Below are 18,755 nucleotides of genomic sequence, written 5' to 3'. Positions count from 1 at the left end.
CACGGGCCCGGATCAAGCGGTGGCCGGGTGTCCGATCTGTGAACGGCGAAGAGCCGACCCGGCAGTCATGTTGTGCAGCTTAGCAACTCACGCTTCGAGTTTGTAGCCAAGTCCGCGCACCGTCACGAGGTGTTCTGGCTTGGCCGGATCCGCTTCGATCTTGGAGCGCAGTCGCTTGACGTGCACGTCGAGCGTCTTCGTGTCGCCGACGTAGTCGGCTCCCCACACCCGATCGATCAGCTGGCCACGGGTGAGCACCCGACCGGAGTTGCGCAGCAGGTACTCGAGCAGGTCGAACTCCTTGAGCGGCAACGTAACCTGCGTTCCGCTGACGAGCACGATGTGGCGTTCGACGTCCATCCGCACGGGGCCGGCTTCGAGAACTCCGGTCTCGCCTGCACCGTCGAGTTCGCTGTCCGAGCCACGTCGCAGCACCGCCCTGATCCGGGCGATCAGTTCGCGTGCCGAATACGGCTTGGTGACGTAGTCGTCGGCGCCGAGCTCGAGGCCGACAACCTTGTCGATTTCGCTGTCGCGTGCGGTCACCATGATGACGGGAACGCCGGACCGAGTCCGCAGCTGCTTGCAGACATCGGTGCCGCTCATCCCTGGCAGCATCAGGTCGAGCAGCACGATGTCGGCTCCGGAACGGTCGAACTCGGCGAGAGCGGAGGGTCCGTCGGCGACGACCGTCACCTCGAAGCCTTCCTTCTTGAGCAGGAACGCCAACGGGTCGGCCAGCGACTCCTCGTCCTCCACGATCAACACACTCGTCATCGGTTGGCCTCCACATTTGTTGTTGTCGCGCCGCGCGGCAGTACTTCTCGATGCGCGGCGGTGTCTCGTCGGTCGTTGGATCTGGACGAGCCGATGTCGTCGTCGGGATCGGCTTCCAGATAGGCAGGGATGCGCAGGGTGAACGTCGAGCCTGTTCCGACTTTGCTCCACAACGTGATTTCGCCGTTGTGGTTGGCTGCAACGTGTTTGGCGATCGCGAGGCCGAGGCCGGTTCCACCCGTCGCGCGCGACCGCGCCTTGTCGACGCGAAAGAACCGCTCGAACACCCGCTCCTGATCTTCCTTCGCGATCCCGATACCGCGGTCGGTGACGGCCATTGCAACTTTCCCGCCTCGGATAGAGCGGCTGACCGAGACCTGCGAACCTTTCGGCGAGTACGCGAGCGCGTTTTCGACGAGGTTCGACAACGCGGTCACGAGCAAGGTCTTGTCACCGAGAACTTCCAGACCACTCGGATGGTCGGTTCTGACGGTGATGTCGGCTGCCTCGGCTGTGGTTCTGGAGCGGTCGACGGCCTCGGCTACCACCTCGTCGACGTCGACGACGTCGAGGTCGGGCAGCTTTTCCGCACCCTGCAGGCGCGACAGCGCGATCAGTTCGTTCACCATGTTGCCGAGCCTGGACGATTCGGCGAGCACGCGGCGACCGAAGTGGGCTACCGACTCGGGGTCGTCGGCGGATTCGAGCAGCGCCTCGGCGAGCAGGCTGAGCGCTCCCACCGGCGTCTTGAGTTCGTGGCTGACGTTTGCCACGAAGTCGCGACGGGTCGCTTCCATCCGGACCTGCTCGGAATCGTCGTCGGCGAACAGGACGACGAAGCTGGTGTCTTCACGACTGAGCAACCTGGCCACACATCGAACGGCGATCCGTTCACGACTGCTGTTGGGACTCTTCGCGCTCAGGTCGGCTTCTGCTTCGGCACCGGTGGCGAGGACACGCTTGGCGGCCACCCAGGCGCGTTCGTCGATCAGGCGGTTACGCACGACGCCGAGTTCCTCGGCACGGGGATTGAACAGGATGACGTCGCGGTGTTTGTCCACGACTGCGATGCCACTCTCGGAGGCGAGAACGATCAGATCGAGAACCTGAGACATCGTGAGCCCGGATTGCGCTTGGCGACGCTGAGTGGTCCTGGTGTTCACATAGGGAACAATCAGGCCACCTGCGATCAAACCGGCGAAGCCTGCCACGAGAGCCAGCAGCACCGCCTGAACAACACTCACGCGGCAATCGTACGTTCGATGTAACCCTCACCAACGCAGGGTGCAGCCTTTTTGGCGCAGGTCACACGGCAGAAGAGTGATGTTCGCCCGGCGTTAACCCAGAGTTGGCCGGGTCGAACATTCACTTGCGGTCCGATACCTACTCGGGGTCTATTTTGCGCCCTGATTGGCAACCGCCGCCGCGCCTGCAGCCGCCGCATCAGGATCGAGGTAGGTCCCGCCGGGATTGAGCGGACTGAGATTTTCGTCCAGGTCGTAGCGCAGGGGGATGCCCGTAGGAATGTTCAAGCCCGCGATGTCGTCGTCGGAAATGCCGTCGAGGTGCTTGACCAGAGCGCGCAACGAATTGCCGTGTGCTGCGACGAGAACGTTCTTACCGGCGAGCAGATCCTGGGAGATGGTCTCCTCCCAATACGGGATCATCCGGACGACGACGTCTTTGAGACATTCGGTCTGCGGAACGTCGATGCCGTCGTACCGCGGATCGCCGTCCTGGCTGAATTCCGTGCCGGCCTCGATCGGGGGCGGCGGGGTGTCATAACTGCGACGCCATGCCATGAACTGCTCGTCGCCGAATTCGTCACGGATCTGCGCCTTGTTGAGGCCCTGCAGTTTGCCGTAGTGGCGTTCGTTGAGCCGCCAGTCCCTGACCACCGGAATCCAGTGTCTGTCGGCAACGTCGAGCGCGATGTTGGCGGTACTGATCGCACGGCGCAGCAAAGAGGTATAGACGACGTCGGGAAGCACGTTCTGCTCCCGCATCAGGCTGCCTGCGCGTTTACCCTCGGCAATTCCCTTGTCGGTCAGGTTCACGTCCACCCAGCCGGTGAACTGGTTCGAGGCGTTCCATTCGCTCTCGCCGTGGCGCAGCAGCACAAGCGTTCCAACGGAGCTACGGGGGCTTTCGTCAGTCATGCGATCATCCTGGCACGTCGGTGCCGCGCCCGTCCTGCGCACCGTGCACGAGATGCTCGAATGCCTTCAGGTTCGCGAGTGACTCACCGCGTGCAGTACGCCAATCCCATTCGCGGCGAATGGATCCCGCGAATCCGAGCTCCAGCAGGGTGTTGAAGTCACCGTCTGCGGCCTCGAGCACCTGACCGAGCACGCGGTCCAGCTCCTCGGGCGTGACCGCGTGCGCCGACAGTCTGCCGACGAGATAGATGTCGCCGACGCGGTCGATCGTGTAGTGCACTCCGTAGAGTCGCCGGTTCCGCCGGAGCAGAAATTTGTGGACACCGGCATCGTTCTCGTCCGGATGCCGACAGACGAAAGCCTCGATCCGGACGCCGTGCTTGCCGAGAGTCAGCAAGCACGTCGTCTTCAGTTTGCGTTCGCCTGGCAGTTCGACGACGAAGTTGTCGACGCCCTTGCGCGTGTATTCCAACTCACGGTCACGCAGCGCACCCTCGATCACGTCGGCCAGTTCGGCGGCGCTCACGCGCGCACACCGCGTCGAAGTCTGATCAATTCGCGTAACCGGTGCATGGCGTCCACCTTCGTTGTGGTTTGAGTGTCGATACGACCCAGAGCCCCCGCGTACGTTTCCTGCGCTTTCTCGTAGCTCGCCAGCAAACCGGTCGCGGTCCGCTCCCAGGAGAAGTTGGCCGCATGCCGCTGTGCGTTCTCCCCCATCCGGACCAGCTCGTGCTTATCGGCAAGCATCCAGCGAATCGCGGACGACCAGTCTTCGGTTCGATGTCCCTGAACCAGAATGCCCGTTTCTCGATTGCGGACCGCAGTACCGAGGCCACCGACGTCGGCGGCGACGACGGGGGTACCGCAGGCCTGAGCTTCGATGGCGACCAACCCGAAGGACTCCGAATAGCTCGGGACCGCAACGATATCCGACGCGCGATACACCTCGACGAGCCGATCCGGCGGTTGCGGTGGCAGGAAGGTCACCTGCTCGCTGATGCCGAGGCTTCGTGCGAGATCGATCAGCGAATCGGGCCGCTCCAGACCCGTTCCCGACGGTCCGCCGACGATAAGTACCCGAAGCGGCATGGTCGCATCGCGTGCCAGCAAATCTGCAGCGGCTCGCACGAGAACGTCGGGGGCCTTGAGCGGCTGGATGCGCCCGACGAAGGTCACGATGTGCTCGTCGTCGCGCAGCCCGAGTTCGCGACGTGCGGCCGCGCGATCGCCGGGTCGATACTTCGCGAGATCTGCTCCGGGAGCTACGACGTCGGTCTTTTCCGGGGATGCCCCGTACGTTTCGATGAGTTGCTTGGCTTCTTCGGAGGTGTTCGCGATGAGACGGTCGGCTTCTGCGACCACTTGCCGCTCGCCGATTTCGCGTGCCGCGGGTTCCGGCGTATCACCCTCGGCGAGGGCAGCGTTCTTCACCGCCGCGAGCGTGTGGGCGGTATGGACGAGCGGTACCCCCCAGCGATCACGCGCCAGCCAGCCGACCTGGCCCGACAGCCAGTAGTGCGAATGCACGAGGTCGTAGTAGCCGGGCTCGTGCCGAGCCTCTTCCCGCAGGACGCCTGCGGCGAACGCACACAACTGCGTCGGTAGGTCGCTTTTGTCGAGGCCCTCGAACGGGCCTGCGACGACGTTGCGGACGAGTATCCCCGGCGCAGCTTCGACGACTGTTGGATCGGCGGACGAGGTCGCTCTCGTGAAGATCTCCACTTCGACACCGCGACGGGCCATCTGAAGAGCGGTCTGCAGTACGTAGACGTTCATCCCACCGGCATCGCCGGTCCCAGGTTGAGCGAGCGGCGAGGTGTGAACCGAGAGGACCGCCACCCGCTTCAGGCGGCTGCTTCGCAAGGAACTCACACCTCCATACTGCACTGTGGCCTCACGGCGCCCGGTCGAGTCCCGCCACGAAGGTCGTGATCTCGGCTACGAACCGCGCCGGGTCTTCGACGAACGGTGCGTGTTTCGTACCTTCCCAGATCGAAACGCGGACGTCGGGCAGCAATTGCGCGCCATGTTCCGCCACCGATGGTTCGACGACAGGGTCGGCCGATCCGTGCACGATCAACGCGGGAACGTCGAGTTCACGCAGCAGGTCGTCGTGGCCGGCTTCCCTGGCGAACAACGCTTCGCGGACCCTCGGCGGGGTGCTGAGACTGATGCCGAACATGTTCTGCGCGACTGCACCGACATCGTCGCGAGCACCTGTGTTCGCGTCGCCGAACGCGCCGAACGCCCGCAGCGCAACTCCCGGTTTCTCGGAATAGACGCCGGGGATCGCTGCTCGCATCGCGGGCCCGACCCGGCCACCGCCCTGACCGCGCCCGATTCCCGTGATGCCGCCGACGAAGACGATGCCCGCCACCGCAGACGTGCCGTCGACCGCGAGGTAGTCGCACAGCACGAGGCCGCCGTAGGACCAGCCGAGTAGAACGGCTCCGGCGGTGATCCGTTCCGCAGCGAGGACCGCTGCCACGTCGGCGGCCCAATTCTTCGGATTGTCGTAGCCCGATTCCGGTGCGCCGGAATAGCCGTGCCCACGTAGGTCGAGCGCGACGACGCGGTACTCCTTCGACAAGCTATCGAGCACCTCGTCACCCCAGCAGCGCAGCGATGCCGCCCAACCGTGCAGCAACACCAACGGCCTTGCCGCTTCCGGTCCGCTGACGCGGTAGACGATGGTGGTGCCATCGTCGGAGGTGGCCTCGCGAATCGGCACGGACTAGTGCTCTTAGTGCAGCGGATCGGACTTGGATGCGCGATCCTCGTAGGTCTTCCGCTGATCCCAGTCCACGTCGAGGATGACGGTGTCCGCCTTGAGCAGCCTGGCGATCCCTTCGCGGCCCGCACGCGGCAGGACGCCGACGATCTTGTTGATCGGTCCGATCAGCGGCGGTACGTACACATCGAAATGCGGTTTGCGCACGGCCGAGACGATCTCGGCGGCAACGTCTTCCGGCTCGCTCTTCGGGATGAAACGGGCGTGGCCGATGCCGGAGCCGAGATCGGTGTTGACGATGTTCGGCATCACACACGACACCTCGACGCCCGTGCCGCGCAATTCGAGTCGAGTTGCTTCGCTAACGCCGACGACGAAGTGTTTGGTTCCGGAATAGGTTGCGACACCGGGGAAGCCGGCCTTGCCCGCGGCGGACGCGATGTTGATCAGGTGGCCGCTGCCCCGTTCGACGAAGCGCGGCAGCACGATCTTCATGCCGTACAGCACGCCGTGGATGTTGATGTCGACGAGGCGGCGAGCGGTGGCGTCGTCCTCCTCGACGAAGCGGCCGACCGGCATGATGCCCGCGTTGTTGATCAAAACGTCGAGTGCGCCGAGCGCTGCCTCCGCAGCTGCGACGAAGCCTTCGAAGGAGTCGCGATCGGTGACGTCGAGCGGCAGTCCGATGGTGCCGCCGCCGATCTCCGAGGCAGTCTGCGCGGCCAGGTCGCTGTCGAGATCGCCGATCGCAACTCGAGCGCCCGCGTCGACGAGAGCCTTCGCCGTCGCCTTGCCGATACCACGCGCGCCACCGGTGATCGCGACGATTCGACCGTTCAGATTCTCAGACTTCGATGCCATTTTCGAACCGTATCAGCGATTGAACCGAATGCGAACCCTGGTTCACTTCCTTCCCTATGATCCGAGGTCATGAACCCCGCAGACGTGATTGCATCCATTCCCTTCGCCGCGAGCGCCGGCGTCGAATTGATCTCCGCAACGCCGGAAGAGGCGGTCGGGCGCCTCGCCTGGCACGAGGACCGCACGACAACCGGCGGCGGTATGCACGGCGGCGCGATCATGACGCTTGCCGACACGATCGGAGCCGTGTGCGCGTTCCTGAACCTGCCGCCCGGCGCGAGCACATCGACGACGAGCTCGAGCACCGTTTTCACCAAGGGCGTGCGCAGCGGCGCTGTCACTGCAACAGCCCGGCCGTTGCATGCAGGTCGCTCGACCATCGCGATCGTGACCGAGGTTCGTGACGAGGCAGGCAAGCTCGTCGCGCAGACCACACAGTCGCAGGCAGTCCTGACGCCGCGGTCCTGACGAATCGTGAAGAGTTGCGCCCCCTGTAGGGGGTCGGACTCTTCACGATCGGGACCCTCGCTAACGTGACCCCCATGCCGAGCCTGCTCGATCGATTCAGAGCCACCGGCGCCGACCTACCGTTCGGCGACCCACTGCCCGCACACGGAGTCCCGTCGGAGGGCTACCTCTGGCGGTTCACGCAACCCGAGACCGGGCGCACTCTCACGGCGCTGATCAGCGTCAACAAGGGCCCCGACGGACCGTGGTCGACGCTTGTCCTCGCCGCGCACCCGAACGGGTTCCTGCGCACGGCGGTGCACCCGCAGGGCGTCGCGGATCCGAAGCGCCTCGGGGCGCGGGCCGGAAGTGCATTCGAGGGCCGATCCGACCGGCTCACAGTGGATCTCGGTATCGACGCACGGATCGACGTGCGGATTTCCGAACCTGTGACCTGGCCGCACAAGGTGTTCGGCGGCGCAAGCTTCTTCCAGTCCATACCTGCCGTAGCCCAGCGTTGGCATCCGTGGCTCTTCGGCGGGACGGTGACGGGAACCGCGACGATCGGAACGGAGCAGTGGGACCTCACCGGCGCCCAGGTCTATGCCGAGAAGCGTTGGGGTGGTGGCAATTTCCCCGAGACCTGGTGGTGCGGCCAAGCGCAGGGCTTCGACGATTCGGGTGCGTGCCTTGCGTTCGCAGGCGGCATCTTCAATACAGGCAAACTTCGCATCGAGACTACGTTGGTCGCGCTACGGCTGCCCGACGGTAACGTCCTGCGCTTCGGCGGCCCGAGCACCTCGCACGTCCGCGCGAAGGTCGACGATCAGAAGTGGTCGCTGCACGGCCGAAATCCCCGCTCCGGCATCGAGATCGAAGGTCGGTCGCCGATCGAGGACGCATTCGTTCTTCCGGTCCCGATCGCTGCGGAACGCAAGAATGTGCCTGCTGCGATCGCACATCTCGGCGCCCGGCTCGACGTTGTCGTCCGGCGTCGAGCCGACATCGTGTGGCGCGGCGAATCACAGCTCGCAGCACTCGAATTCGGCGGTATCGAGCATGCGAGGGCGGAAATCGAGCGACGCGGCGGCGATGTTCAGACCGTCGCCGCGCCCCCGACTTAATCCCGACAGGACGTAGCCAGGCGACCTAGCCGAGCGAACGCCGCATCGACGGCAGCGGATCCGCGTACAGCGCACTCAACGAGGTGACGCTCGCTGCGAACTCCTGCACCCGGTTGCCGAATCCGCTGACTCGAATGTCTTTGCGCAACAACGTAGACGTCTGCGCGAAGGCCGCTGCGACATGCGGAATCCCGGCCGGATACTCGGTGAACGACTGCCCACCGAGAATCACACGATCGGGGTTGAACAGGTCGCGGAGCATTGCGACCGTACGCCCGAGAATCTGGGCACGCTCGACCAGAAGTTCGTGCGCCGCAGTCGAACCCGCTGCCGCTGCGTCGTACAGGCTGCCGATCGCGGGGCGGGAATCACCGACGAGTATGCCCTCGGCGATCGCCCGGCGCAGGAGCGCGCGGTCGCTGACCGTCGCCTCCAAGCAACCTTTCTGGCCGCATTCGCACGTCGCGTCCGAGCCGGTCGGTAGGTGCACGATCGAACCGGGGCCGTTGTTCGGCGTGTGGACCCTGCCGTCGATGGTCAAGGCGACGCCTGCGGTTTCGCGGGCGTAGAAGTACAGGCTGGTGCCGACCGGATCTCGGTCGTCCGGGCTGCGAGGCGCGAGCAACAACTCCGAGGCCGCCATTGCCTCGACGTGCGCCGAGACCGACACGGGAAGGCCGAGCGTCTCACCGACGATCGCGCCGACACGTGCCCCCTTGCCAGCCGAGCCGAGGATGGTCTGCGGTACCTGTGGCCGAATCGACCCGCCCACCGAGTGCCACGCCGACCCACAGTGGCTGTCTGCGATGCCATCTGGAGGTGAAAGCCTTTGCGCTGCGGGCGATTGCTGCGAGCGCGACGTCCTGGTTCGCGCGAGGTGTCGGAATCTCGACGCCACCGAGAATGCGACCGCGCAGGTCGCTCGCGATGACACTGGTGACCACGGCACCGACGTGAATGCCGACGGTCAAATACGGCTCGTGATTGACCTCGAACGGCACCCGCGGGCGACCGATCGCGCCGGACGCCGTCAGGTCGGCACGTTCGCGCAGGAGTCCGGCCCCAAGCAGACCTGCGACCTGTCTGTTCACGGTCGCGATGCTCAATCCTGTTGTGCGAGCAGCGGTATCACGAGATATGGGGCCTTGCGTCGATGCCGAACGGAGTACTGCGGCGGCCGGATTGTCAGCTATTCGCAGCTCCGGTGCGACGATCTGAACGCGTGCGGGTGCGCGATTGGAGACGACGCGCGACAGTTCTAACGGTGTTGCAAGTGCCGGTGCTGCAAGTGTTGGAGTCGACATAAAGTAGTTCCTTGTTCGAGTCCCGGGCTGCGGGAAGTGTCTAGGCGATCACTGGGATCTGGCGCTGGATTGGTGAAACCACGCTGGCAGCGGCACCTGATCGACTCGTCGAGGAAAGCCGGGCTCACCCGAAGGCGAGGCGATGGCGCAGCGCGCTAGCGACAGCTACAGCGACAGCGACAACACAGTTCGCGCGCGAGCGGCAGCCGTGAACCCAGTGCGGAGGTCACATAGGTGACCCGCAGAGCGGTCGACTGGCCGGTAGACATAGGCAAAATCTAGCACCCCGCGACATGTTGTCCAATCGGCGCAGGTCGGGCCGCTTGTGATCAGCGTGACCGAAAGGATGGGCGGCGCGAGCAAGCGCTGGTTGCGTAGGGCATTGCAGCCCGCGTACGCGCACCCCCATCCGAAAGGTCACCCAGTGTCGATCGATGTCTATTCGTCAGCGGAAACGTCTTCTCCAACAACACCATCCGTGGTGAAACTCGGTGCGCACATCGGCGCCCGCATCGACGGAATCACGCTCGGCGGCGACCTGGATCCAGCAACCGTCGAGCTCGTTCGCAACGCGATCCTCGAGCACAAGGTTGTGTTCTTCCGCGATCAAGGTCACTTGGACGACGACACCCAATACGAGTTCGCGCAGTTGCTCGGCACGCCGACCACACCGCATCCGACCGTCACTTCCCGCGGGACGAAGACCCTCGCGATCGATTCCGAATACGGCAAGGCAAACAGTTGGCACACCGATGTGACGTTCGTCGATCGCATCCCCAAGGCCTCGATACTCCGCGCGGTCACCCTGCCCGAGTACGGCGGAACGACGACATGGGCGTCGACGACCGCGGCCTACGAGGCGCTGCCGACACCGCTCAAGCATCTTGTCGAGAACCTGTGGGCAGTGCACACGAACCGCTACGACTACGCCGCGGCATCGGCTCGAACTGCTGCCGACGAGAAGACGCGGGAGTACCGAGCGGAGTTCGAATCGACCTACTTCGAGACGGTTCACCCTGTCGTGCGCATACATCCCGAAACCGGCGAGCGCACTCTGTTGCTCGGTCACTTCGTCAAGCAGTTCGTCGGTCTCGGCTCGAAGGAATCACAGGCGATCTTCTCGCTCCTGCAGGACCGCGTCACAACACTGGAGTTCACGACCCGCTGGAACTGGGCGGTGGGCGACGTCGCGATCTGGGACAACAGGGCAACCCAGCACTACGCGGTTGCCGACTACGACGACCAGTACCGACGCCTCAACCGCATCACGCTCGCAGGCGACGTACCTGTCGACGTGCACGGCGAACGTAGTCGGTCCATCACCGGCGACGCCGAGCACTACTCGGTGATCGAGGGCTGAGTAGCGAGGACCGAGGACGCCTCGCATTACGATCGCGACCATGACTACGAACCGCACAGCAGTCGTCACCGGAGCAAGTTCTGGGATCGGCGCAGCCACCGCGCGCGCTCTCGCGGCGGACGGCTTCGACGTCGTGATCGGAGCCCGGCGCGTCGATCGACTCGAAGAGCTCGCAGCCGAGATCGGCGCAACGGCGCTGCAGTTGGACGTCACCGACGAAGACTCCGTCGCGGCGTTCACCGCCGTGATTCCCCGGGTCGACGTGTTGGTCAACAACGCGGGCGGCGCCAAGGGCGTCGCCTCGGTTGCAGACGCCGATCTCGACGACTGGCGGTGGATGTGGGAAACCAACGTCCTCGGCACGTTGCGGATCACGAAGGCGTTGCTGCCGAAGCTGATCGAATCGGGCAACGGTCTGATCGTCACGATCACGTCGATCGCCGCGCTCGTCTCCTACGACAACGGGGCTGGCTACACCTCGGCCAAACATGCGCAGGCCCTGCTGCATCGCACCCTGCGTGGGGAGCTACTCGGAAAACCCCTGCGGCTCACCGAGATTGCGCCGGGTGCCGTCGAAACCGAGTTCTCCCTCGTCCGATTCGACGGCGACGAGGACAAAGCCGCCGCGGTGTATCGGGGTATCGATCCCCTTGTCGCGAGCGACATCGCCGAGATCGTGTCGTTCGCCGCATCGCGACCGTCGCACGTGAACCTCGATCAGATCGTTGTGCAACCGCGCGACCAGGCAGGTGCAGGCAGGTTCAATCGGCGGAGTTGACCGGCTCAGCCACGCAGCTCGGCGGGCGTCCACTTCGGCCACACCGGCATATGGGTTGGGCGGCCGTCGGCGAAGCTCGCGACCAGCCGAAAGGGGTTGGCTGCGGTTGTGTTGTCGTAGACGTAGGCCTGGTCGACCATGGCTATCGCGATCGCGAGCAATCCCCACAGCCGACCGAAGCGTTCTCGAATTTTGTCTTCGGGGACGAAGTGGCCGCCGTTCGCTACCCGGTCGACAACGCGGGCGACTGCCAATTGCTCCGGTATCAGCACGATGTGGACGCTGACGTGAAAACCCGCCGCGTTCGCGTCGCGGAGCAGCTCGAGTTTCGACTCGTGGGAAAACACGGTCTCGGCGACGAACGAGCGCCGGTCGGCTATCTGCTGCGCACGCTCTTCGGCGGCAATCCTCGCGGCATCGTAGGAGTGCTCAGCGGCGTGCTCCGGCCACCGCTGCGCCGCGATGACGTCGGCGTTGATGAACGGCAATCGAGTGGCTGGTCCGAGCACACGGTTGTAGAAGGTGGTTTTCCCGGCACCGTTGGGTCCCGCGATGGTGTGCAGGACAGGGTCAGGGCTCAAGCCCTTCCCGACTCGTCGGCACGGGGATGGTGGACGACGTTGCCGTCTGCGTCGAGTTCGACGTACGAGCGTCCAGCGCTGGAGAACTCGGCGGCGAGGTTCAGCTCTTCACGGCGGGCGCCGATTCGTTCGGTCCATTCCGCGCGGACCACTGCCTGCTCACGCTCGGTAAGCGCGTCGTATTCTCTGCGGCCGGCAAGAACGTCGGCGATGGTGCTGTGCGAGACGCTGTGTGAGGATTCGAGTTCGCGGCCGATCCGCGCCCAGTGCGCTATTTGCTGAGCGGCGCTGCGGCTCATCACTCCGCCAACAAGTTTCGCGGACGCGTAGAGCTCGTTGTCGATCCGTGTCGGTGATGTAGTCGCCATGGCAGTGACCTCCTCCGATCAACTGTAGCAGTCTGCAACAGCGCAGGCGAAGGTGAGTTTTACCACGTCACAACGCGGATCAGCGACCGGGCGTCGACGGCTGTGCCGGAATGGGCGCCGGCTTGACCGCGGTCGCGGACACCGGAGATCCAGGCTTCTCGGCTAGCGCCGAGAGCGACTTCCAGGTGTCCCAGTCGATGGTCCAGTCGTAGATGTCGCCGTCCGCCGCCGACAGGTCGATCCGCGTTCCCGTCACCTCGACCGGATCGCCGTACAGCGCGGTCGGGAAGTACACCGCAGCGTCCTCCGGTGACAGGTTGATACAACCGTTGGTGACGTTGGACGAGCCCTGCACGCCGGTCGTCTCCGGATTGGCGTGGATGAACTCGCCGTTGTTCGAGATACGAACTGCCCAGCGTTCGCGAACGTTCTCGTAGAACGGCGGATTCGACATCAGAAAATCTTCGTGTTTTTCGCTGACGACGTGCACACCGCTGCGAGTGACGTTGCGGTCTTCGTTGCCTTCGCCGTAGCTGACCGCGAAGTCGAAGACGACCTCGCCGTCACGAATCACCTGCATGCGGTGGCTCGGCGCACTGGCCTTGACGATCTGACTGCGGCCGATCGAGAAGTTCGACGTGATGTCGGAATCGCCGTAGGCGCCGTCGCCGTAGTTCACGCCGTAGAGCTTCGCGTCGAGGCTGACCTTGGTGCCAGGCACCCAGTAGTTCTGCGGGCGCCAGTGTGCGCGCGAGCCGTTGTCGTCGGGCAACCATGCCCACGAGCCCACGGTCGGCGGATCGGTTTTCACCGTCAACGCCTTCTCGACCGCGGCTTTGTCCTCGACGTGCGCATCGAACTGCACGATGATCGACGCCGCTATGCCGACCTCTTGACCGTCGGCGATCTGAATGTTTGCCGAGGTCCGCGAATCCGGCGTCAGAGTCGTGAAGCTGCCCTCGATGGGCGCTGTCTTGTTCTCCGCGCCGACCGCGGTGCCCGACCAGGTGTAGGTCACACCGTAGCCCAGCGGCTCGCCGACAGTCCACGTCGTCAGGTCGGCACTCGGGGCGCCCTTGACGGGCTTGCCTGCCGGGTTCGTCAGGGTGACGTCGCGCAGCGTGCCGTCTTCGACCCGCACCGAAACCGGTGCGATCGGACTGACGTCGTCGGCATCGGCCGCGGGTTCGTAGACGATCTGCGGACCCTTGGCTTCGGGAGGCTGCTCGGTGTCCGACTTGGTGCTGCAGCCGACAAGCAGCGCCAGCGTGGCGAGCAATGCCGTCACGATTGCGAACGCTCTACCCCAGATCTGCCGAGCACTGCGTCTAGTCACTCGCTCCACGTTACCTGCGAGCTCTCCCCTACCGAGGAGATCCGGCTACAGCGAAAGGCCGACGGTCACCGGCTCCGGTTCGAGTGTCACCCCGAAGGCCGCGTGCACCCCTGCGCGAACCGTTCGGGCCAAGTCGACGATGTCCGACGCCCGTGCTGAACCACGATTCGTCAAGGCAAGCGTGTGTTTCGTCGACAAACGAGCAGGAGCGTCGACGCCGGGGAAGCCTTTCGCGAATCCCGCGCGCTCGATCAGCCACCCGGCGGACAGTTTCACCCCATCGGGAGCGGGAAAACGCGGCACCGTGACCTCGCCCACTCTGTCGGCGATTGCGGACAATACGGTCGAAAGGTCCTCTTCTGCCACAACCGGATTGGTGAAGAACGAGCCGGCACTCCAGGTGTCGTTGTCGTCTGCCGCGAGGACCATTCCCTTGCTGCGGCGGAGCCCGAGGACCGCGTCTCGTACCTGCGCCGCAGGGCGGGTTTCACCTTCGTCTGCGGTGAGGACGCGAGCGAGTTCGCCGAATCGCAGGGGCGCACTCGTCCCGTCCGAGCGCAACGCGAACGTCGCGGACAGGACGACCGCACGATCGGAATGCTTGAGCACACTGGTCCGGTAGGCGAGCCCGAGTTCGTCGGGAGCAACGGTTCGGACGTCGCCGCTCGCACGATCGAGCAGGTCGACGCTCGTCAGCAGCGACGATATTTCGACGCCATAGGCACCGACGTTCTGTACCGGCGTCGCACCGGCGGAACCGGGGATACCGGAAAGACATTCGAGTCCGCCAAGACCAGCGGCGACGGTCTCGGCGACCACCCGATCCCATTCGGCACCCGCATCGACCGACACGCTCGCTGCGTCCATCCGAATCTCGTCGTTGGCAACCCGCACGACGACGCCGTCGAAGCCCTCGTCCGAAATCAGCAGGTTGGAGCCACCGGCAAGCACCAGCACCGGGATACCTGCCGCATCGAGCAGGCGGACCGTTGCGACCAACGCCGCTGTCGTGGACGCTTCGGCAAGAACACGCGCGGGTCCGCCGACGCGCAACGTCGTGAGGTCCGCGAGCGGGACCTGCTCCGACAGCACAGCGCCCGCCGAAGTGAGTTCGGCACGCAGGCGTGGATTCAACACAACTGCAAACGGTAGCGTGCCGCGCATGGGACACCGCATCGAGCATTCCGCTCGGCACACGAAATCCGTCGATGCTCTGCACGCAGCTTTCACCACCGAGCAGTACTGGAAGGACCGGCTTGCCGAGATCGGCGGCCCAGGTGCGGAATTGGTCGAAGCGCGCATGGATTCGGACACGTTCTCGGTCACCCTCATCCAGGGCATCGCAGCCAAACATCTGCCGCCGATGGTGACGAGGATCCGCCCAGGCGACCTCAGAATCGATCGCACCGAGTCCTGGGGACCCCTACGCAACGGCTCGGCGACGGGAACATTCTCCGTCCGAACCGAAGGCGCACCGGGCAAGATCTACGGAACTTTGACGCTCACGACCGACGGCACCGGTTCCCTGCTGCGCATCGAAGGCACGGTCACCGTCGACATTCCGTTCTTCGGCGGCAAGATCGAAGAGGCGATCGCAGAGCAGCTGCGGCGCCTCAACGAGAAGGAAGACGCGTTCACCGAAAATTGGACGTCGGAGCAAACCTGACCGCGCTGTTGGGCGGACGCTCGTTCGAACGGGGTTCGGCGGCCCGGTAATCTAAATGCCCATGGCCCGCCGAATCGACTATTCCGCCCGGTATCACTACAGCACCGAGCAGGTGTATTCGGCATTGACGAACCGTGACTATTGGGAAGCGATCGTCGAGAAGATGCGCGAGTTCTCGCCGAATCACATCGAGAGCTTCGAGGTCGGACCGTCGGGTATCGACCTCGTGTTCCACCACATCCTCCCGCGAGAACTGCTGCCCGAGATCGCACAGACGGTGATGCGCAAAGACATGGTCATCACCCGTAAGCAGAGCTTCTCGCCGTTCGGCCCCGAGGTGACGGGTCAGTACGCGGCGTCGATTCCTGGAGGTCCCGGCAGCCTCACAGGCACGATGCGACTGTTCGAGACCGAGGCAGGCTGCACACTGCGGACCTCCTCGGAGGCCAAGGTATACATCCCCGGATTCGGACCGAAGCTCGAGCAACTCATGCTCGTCAACGTGATCGACCTGTTCCGCGGCGAAGCCGAAGTGACCGTCGATTGGCTCGACAAGCTCACAGCGTCCTGACCTGATCCGGTGCGCCCGCCTGCCCCGCAGGGGGTGATCACCCGAGGCACCACCGGGATCAACCGACTGCGCCGCAGCGATCGCTGGCTCGTTCACAACGATCGGGTTCGGTCGGTGTTGGGTGCAGCGCAGGACCCGTTGGTGGTCGATCTCGGTTACGGGGCAAGTCCGGTCACGACACTCGAACTGGCGGCACGGCTGCGGACCGTCCGAGCCGTCGTTCGGGTAGTCGGTCTGGAAATAGACCCCGCTCGTGTCGTTGCCGGCCAGGACGGCGTCACGTTCGCCCGTGGCGGTTTCGAACTCGCGGGCCTGCGACCGGTTCTGGTGCGCGCCTTCAACGTTCTTCGTCAGTACCCCGAAGAGTCGGTCGAGGATGCGTGGGCGAGGCTGCGATCCGGTCTGGGGCCGGGTGGCCTGATCGTCGACGGCACCTGCGACGAGATCGGTCGTCGCTGTTCGTGGATTCTGCTCGACGCCGACGGCCCGGTCTCGCTCACCCTCGCATGGGATCCCTTCGCCGTCGAGCGACCGTCCGACATCGCCGAGCGACTCCCGAAAGCGTTGATCCATCGCAACATTCCCGGTGAGCGGGTCCACGAATTGCTGGCCGCCGCAGACCGCGCCTGGGCGTCAGCGGCAGCGGTCGCACCGTTCGGTCCGCGGGTCCGGTGGCGGTCGGCGCTGGAGTTGCTGCATTCGGCCGGTGTACCGGTGACGGTCCAACGCAGGCGCATGCGCGACAACGTACTGACCGTCCCGTGGGACGCAGTTGCGCCGGCGAGCTAGCCTGCGATAGGACCCCGGTGAAAGGTGAAAGTATGCGCTCGACACTGCTGTCGCGACGAGATCTCGACTTCCTGCTCTACGAATGGCTGGACGTCGAGGGGCTCACGGCAAGGAAGCGGTTCGCCGACCACTCACGCGAGACTTTCGATGGGGTCCTCGACCTCTGCGAACAGGTCGCGACAAAGTATTTCGCACCTCACAACAAGCTCAACGATGCCAACGAACCCACGTTCGACGGCGATCGTGTGACGATCATCCCCGAGGTAGCGACCGCACTCGACGCCTTCGCGAAGGCCGACCTGCTCGGTATGACGTTCGACAACAGGTTCGGCGGTGCGCAGTTGCCGTTCACGGTCGGGACAGCGTGCTTCGCCTGGTTCCAGGCGGCGAACGTCGGCACGTCCGGTTATCCGTTCCTCACGCTCGGCAACGCCAATCTCCTTGTGGCACATGGCTCCGAGGAACTGATCGACACCTATGTCCGCCCGATGCTCGACGGCCGCTTCTTCGGCACGATGTGCCTGTCGGAGACGCAGGCCGGGTCCTCGCTTGCCGACATCGTCACCCGCGCCGAGCCTCGCGACGACGGCACCTACCGCGTGTTCGGTAACAAGATGTGGATCTCCGGCGGCGATCACGAACTGACCGAGAACATCGTCCACCTGGTGCTTGCGAAGATCCCCGGCGGTCCGGCAGGTACGAAAGGTATCTCGCTGTTCGTCGTACCCCGCTTTCTGGTGAACTCGGACGGCTCGATCGGCGAACGCAACGACGTCGTGCTCGCCGGGCTCAATCACAAGATGGGGTTTCGCGGCACGACCAACACCGTGCTCAATTTCGGTGAGGGTAGGTACACGCCCGGCGGTGCGGCTGGTGCGGTCGGCTATCTGGTCGGCGAGCCGCATCGCGGACTCGCGTACATGTTCCACATGATGAACGAGGCTCGCCTCGGAGTCGGCTTGTGCGCAACAAGTCTCGGCTACACGGGATATCTGAAGTCGCTCGAGTACGCCCGATCTCGCGAGCAGGGCCGCTCGCCGCTGAGCAAGGACCCAAGTGCCGCACAGGTTCCCATCATCGGTCACGCAGATGTGAAGCGAATGTTGCTGGCGCAGAAGTCTTATGTCGAGGGCGCGTTGGCGTTGAACCTCTATTGTTCGCGCCTCGTCGACCTTCAGCACACCGCCGAATCGGAAGACGAGCGTTCCGGAGCAACAGCATTGCTCGATATTCTTACGCCGGTCGCGAAGAGCTGGCCGTCGCAGTGGTGCCTCGAAGCGAACAGCTTGGCGATCCAGGTACACGGTGGCTACGGCTATACCCGGGAATACGACGTCGAACAGCACTACCGAGACAACCGGCTCAATCCCATTCACGAAGGCACCCATGGCATCCAAGGTATGGATCTGTTGGGGCGCAAGGCAGTTCAGAATGGTGGCGCGAGCCTGCTGGCTTTCGGTGGCGCGTTGTCCGGGACCCTGGCTGCGGCAACGGAGCGCGGTGGCGAGCTCGCGGAACTCGGGGTGGCTCTGCAGGCGACGTCGCAGCGGCTGCTTGCCGTGACCGCGGAGATGTTCGCGGGCGGCGACATCGAAGCCGCCATGGCGAACAGTTCGATCTATCTCGAGGCATTCGGTCACGTTGTCGTGGCGTGGATCTGGCTGGAACAGCTCGTGGCGGCCGACGGGAAGACCGGCGATTTCTACGACGGCAAACGACAGGCTGGTCGGTACTTCTATCGCTACGAACTTCCGAAAACGGCCCCGCAACTCGATCTGCTCGCGAGCCTCGACCGCACTACCTTGGATATGTCGGACGCCTGGTTCTAGCAGGCGGCTACGCCGCTCGTGAGACATCCCTAGGCTTTAAGAGTCAAGCGGCGAGTGTTTTCGGCGTTGTT

General features: G+C 64.4%; 19 protein-coding genes and 1 pseudogene. 8 read left to right on the top strand and 12 right to left on the bottom strand.

What is annotated here, in order from left to right:
- Positions 1 to 87: 87 nt before the first annotated feature.
- From ACHIRB_RS00720 to ACHIRB_RS00690, 7 genes are all read right to left on the bottom strand, one after another.
- Entirely contained in the window at positions 88 to 777 is a 690-nt protein-coding gene (locus ACHIRB_RS00720) for a response regulator transcription factor (protein WP_199704483.1), read from the bottom strand.
- On the bottom strand, positions 774 to 2,021 hold the full coding sequence (locus ACHIRB_RS00715) for a sensor histidine kinase (RefSeq protein ID WP_199704482.1): 1,248 nt from the start codon (positions 2,019 to 2,021) through the stop codon (positions 774 to 776). The genes ACHIRB_RS00720 and ACHIRB_RS00715 overlap by 4 nt, the downstream gene beginning before the upstream one ends.
- Before the next feature lie 150 nt (positions 2,022 to 2,171).
- The gene (locus ACHIRB_RS00710) at positions 2,172 to 2,936 is read right to left on the bottom strand and encodes a phosphoglyceromutase (protein WP_395123221.1); all 765 of its coding nucleotides are present in this window, start codon (positions 2,934 to 2,936) and stop codon (positions 2,172 to 2,174) included.
- A gap of 4 nt (positions 2,937 to 2,940) precedes the next feature.
- Entirely contained in the window at positions 2,941 to 3,462 is a 522-nt protein-coding gene (locus tag ACHIRB_RS00705; protein ID WP_395123220.1) for a type III secretion system chaperone family protein, read from the bottom strand.
- On the bottom strand, positions 3,459 to 4,811 hold the full coding sequence (gene mshA / locus ACHIRB_RS00700; RefSeq protein WP_395123219.1) for a D-inositol-3-phosphate glycosyltransferase: 1,353 nt from the start codon (positions 4,809 to 4,811) through the stop codon (positions 3,459 to 3,461). The genes ACHIRB_RS00705 and mshA overlap by 4 nt, the downstream gene beginning before the upstream one ends.
- Before the next feature lie 22 nt (positions 4,812 to 4,833).
- Entirely contained in the window at positions 4,834 to 5,670 is an 837-nt protein-coding gene (locus ACHIRB_RS00695) for an alpha/beta fold hydrolase (protein WP_395123218.1), read from the bottom strand.
- A 12-nt stretch (positions 5,671 to 5,682) separates the two neighbouring features.
- Complete coding sequence (locus tag ACHIRB_RS00690; protein WP_395117206.1) at positions 5,683 to 6,531, bottom strand: SDR family oxidoreductase; 849 nt, start codon at positions 6,529 to 6,531, stop codon at positions 5,683 to 5,685.
- A gap of 69 nt (positions 6,532 to 6,600) precedes the next feature.
- Between ACHIRB_RS00690 and ACHIRB_RS00685 the strand changes: the two genes are divergently transcribed.
- Both ACHIRB_RS00685 and ACHIRB_RS00680 read left to right on the top strand, forming a co-directional pair.
- Entirely contained in the window at positions 6,601 to 6,999 is a 399-nt protein-coding gene (locus tag ACHIRB_RS00685; protein ID WP_395117204.1) for a PaaI family thioesterase, read from the top strand.
- 74 nt (positions 7,000 to 7,073) lie between these two features.
- Complete coding sequence (locus tag ACHIRB_RS00680; protein ID WP_395123217.1) at positions 7,074 to 8,102, top strand: tocopherol cyclase family protein; 1,029 nt, start codon at positions 7,074 to 7,076, stop codon at positions 8,100 to 8,102.
- Between the two features lie 25 nt (positions 8,103 to 8,127).
- Here ACHIRB_RS00680 and ACHIRB_RS00675 read toward each other — a convergent pair.
- Positions 8,128 to 9,406 (bottom strand): annotated as a pseudogene (locus ACHIRB_RS00675) (ROK family protein).
- A 334-nt stretch (positions 9,407 to 9,740) separates the two neighbouring features.
- Between ACHIRB_RS00675 and ACHIRB_RS00670 the strand changes: the two are divergent.
- Both ACHIRB_RS00670 and ACHIRB_RS00665 read left to right on the top strand, forming a co-directional pair.
- Entirely contained in the window at positions 9,741 to 10,766 is a 1,026-nt protein-coding gene (locus ACHIRB_RS00670) for a TauD/TfdA dioxygenase family protein (protein WP_395123216.1), read from the top strand.
- A gap of 40 nt (positions 10,767 to 10,806) precedes the next feature.
- Positions 10,807 to 11,544 (top strand): SDR family NAD(P)-dependent oxidoreductase, encoded by a 738-nt coding sequence (locus tag ACHIRB_RS00665; protein ID WP_395117201.1) that lies wholly within the window; start codon positions 10,807 to 10,809, stop codon positions 11,542 to 11,544.
- Between the two features lie 5 nt (positions 11,545 to 11,549).
- On the opposite strand, the gene ACHIRB_RS00660 is transcribed toward ACHIRB_RS00665, so the two are convergent.
- The 4 genes from ACHIRB_RS00660 to ACHIRB_RS00645 form a co-directional block, all read right to left on the bottom strand.
- A complete protein-coding gene (locus tag ACHIRB_RS00660) occupies positions 11,550 to 12,125 on the bottom strand; it encodes an AAA family ATPase (RefSeq protein WP_233529042.1) in 576 nt (191 codons plus the stop codon).
- Positions 12,122 to 12,493, bottom strand: a complete 372-nt coding sequence (locus ACHIRB_RS00655; RefSeq protein WP_395117199.1) for a TA system antitoxin ParD family protein — start codon at positions 12,491 to 12,493, stop codon at positions 12,122 to 12,124. The genes ACHIRB_RS00660 and ACHIRB_RS00655 overlap by 4 nt, the downstream gene beginning before the upstream one ends.
- A 79-nt stretch (positions 12,494 to 12,572) precedes the next feature.
- A complete protein-coding gene (locus ACHIRB_RS00650; RefSeq protein ID WP_395123215.1) occupies positions 12,573 to 13,829 on the bottom strand; it encodes a L,D-transpeptidase in 1,257 nt (418 codons plus the stop codon).
- Positions 13,830 to 13,874: 45 nt separating this feature from the next.
- Entirely contained in the window at positions 13,875 to 14,993 is a 1,119-nt protein-coding gene (locus ACHIRB_RS00645; RefSeq protein WP_199704470.1) for a UDP-N-acetylmuramate dehydrogenase, read from the bottom strand.
- On the opposite strand from ACHIRB_RS00645, the gene ACHIRB_RS00640 reads away from it, so the two are divergent.
- The 4 genes from ACHIRB_RS00640 (at position 14,992) to ACHIRB_RS00625 (ending at position 18,684) form a co-directional block, all read left to right on the top strand.
- A complete protein-coding gene (locus ACHIRB_RS00640) occupies positions 14,992 to 15,495 on the top strand; it encodes a DUF2505 domain-containing protein (protein WP_395117195.1) in 504 nt (167 codons plus the stop codon). The two genes, ACHIRB_RS00645 and ACHIRB_RS00640, sit on opposite strands and share 2 nt — an antisense overlap.
- 61 nt (positions 15,496 to 15,556) lie before the next feature.
- The gene (locus ACHIRB_RS00635) at positions 15,557 to 16,066 is read left to right on the top strand and encodes a DUF2505 domain-containing protein (RefSeq protein WP_395117193.1); all 510 of its coding nucleotides are present in this window, start codon (positions 15,557 to 15,559) and stop codon (positions 16,064 to 16,066) included.
- A gap of 9 nt (positions 16,067 to 16,075) precedes the next feature.
- Positions 16,076 to 16,855 (top strand): class I SAM-dependent methyltransferase, encoded by a 780-nt coding sequence (locus ACHIRB_RS00630; protein WP_395117191.1) that lies wholly within the window; start codon positions 16,076 to 16,078, stop codon positions 16,853 to 16,855.
- A 32-nt stretch (positions 16,856 to 16,887) separates the two neighbouring features.
- Positions 16,888 to 18,684, top strand: coding sequence for an acyl-CoA dehydrogenase (locus ACHIRB_RS00625; RefSeq protein ID WP_395123214.1), 1,797 nt, complete (start codon positions 16,888 to 16,890; stop codon positions 18,682 to 18,684).
- Positions 18,685 to 18,755 lie beyond the last annotated feature (71 nt).

It is taken from the genome of Antrihabitans spumae (assembly GCF_043944905.1).
Taxonomy (GTDB): Bacteria; Actinomycetota; Actinomycetes; order Mycobacteriales; family Mycobacteriaceae; genus Antrihabitans; species Antrihabitans spumae.
This window is presented reverse-complemented; position numbering and strand designations above follow the sequence as displayed.

Coding starts and splice junctions, on each gene's coding strand:
- ACHIRB_RS00640 (WP_395117195.1), top strand. CDS start 14,992: ATGGGACACCGCATCGAGCATTCCGCTCGGCACACGAAATCCGTCGAT.
- ACHIRB_RS00665 (WP_395117201.1), top strand. CDS start 10,807: ATGACTACGAACCGCACAGCAGTCGTCACCGGAGCAAGTTCTGGGATC.
- ACHIRB_RS00645 (WP_199704470.1), bottom strand. CDS start 14,993: ATGCGCGGCACGCTACCGTTTGCAGTTGTGTTGAATCCACGCCTGCGT.
- ACHIRB_RS00710 (WP_395123221.1), bottom strand. CDS start 2,936: ATGACTGACGAAAGCCCCCGTAGCTCCGTTGGAACGCTTGTGCTGCTG.
- ACHIRB_RS00655 (WP_395117199.1), bottom strand. CDS start 12,493: ATGGCGACTACATCACCGACACGGATCGACAACGAGCTCTACGCGTCC.
- ACHIRB_RS00685 (WP_395117204.1), top strand. CDS start 6,601: ATGAACCCCGCAGACGTGATTGCATCCATTCCCTTCGCCGCGAGCGCC.
- ACHIRB_RS00690 (WP_395117206.1), bottom strand. CDS start 6,531: ATGGCATCGAAGTCTGAGAATCTGAACGGTCGAATCGTCGCGATCACC.
- ACHIRB_RS00680 (WP_395123217.1), top strand. CDS start 7,074: ATGCCGAGCCTGCTCGATCGATTCAGAGCCACCGGCGCCGACCTACCG.
- ACHIRB_RS00625 (WP_395123214.1), top strand. CDS start 16,888: ATGCGCTCGACACTGCTGTCGCGACGAGATCTCGACTTCCTGCTCTAC.
- ACHIRB_RS00635 (WP_395117193.1), top strand. CDS start 15,557: ATGGCCCGCCGAATCGACTATTCCGCCCGGTATCACTACAGCACCGAG.
- ACHIRB_RS00720 (WP_199704483.1), bottom strand. CDS start 777: ATGACGAGTGTGTTGATCGTGGAGGACGAGGAGTCGCTGGCCGACCCG.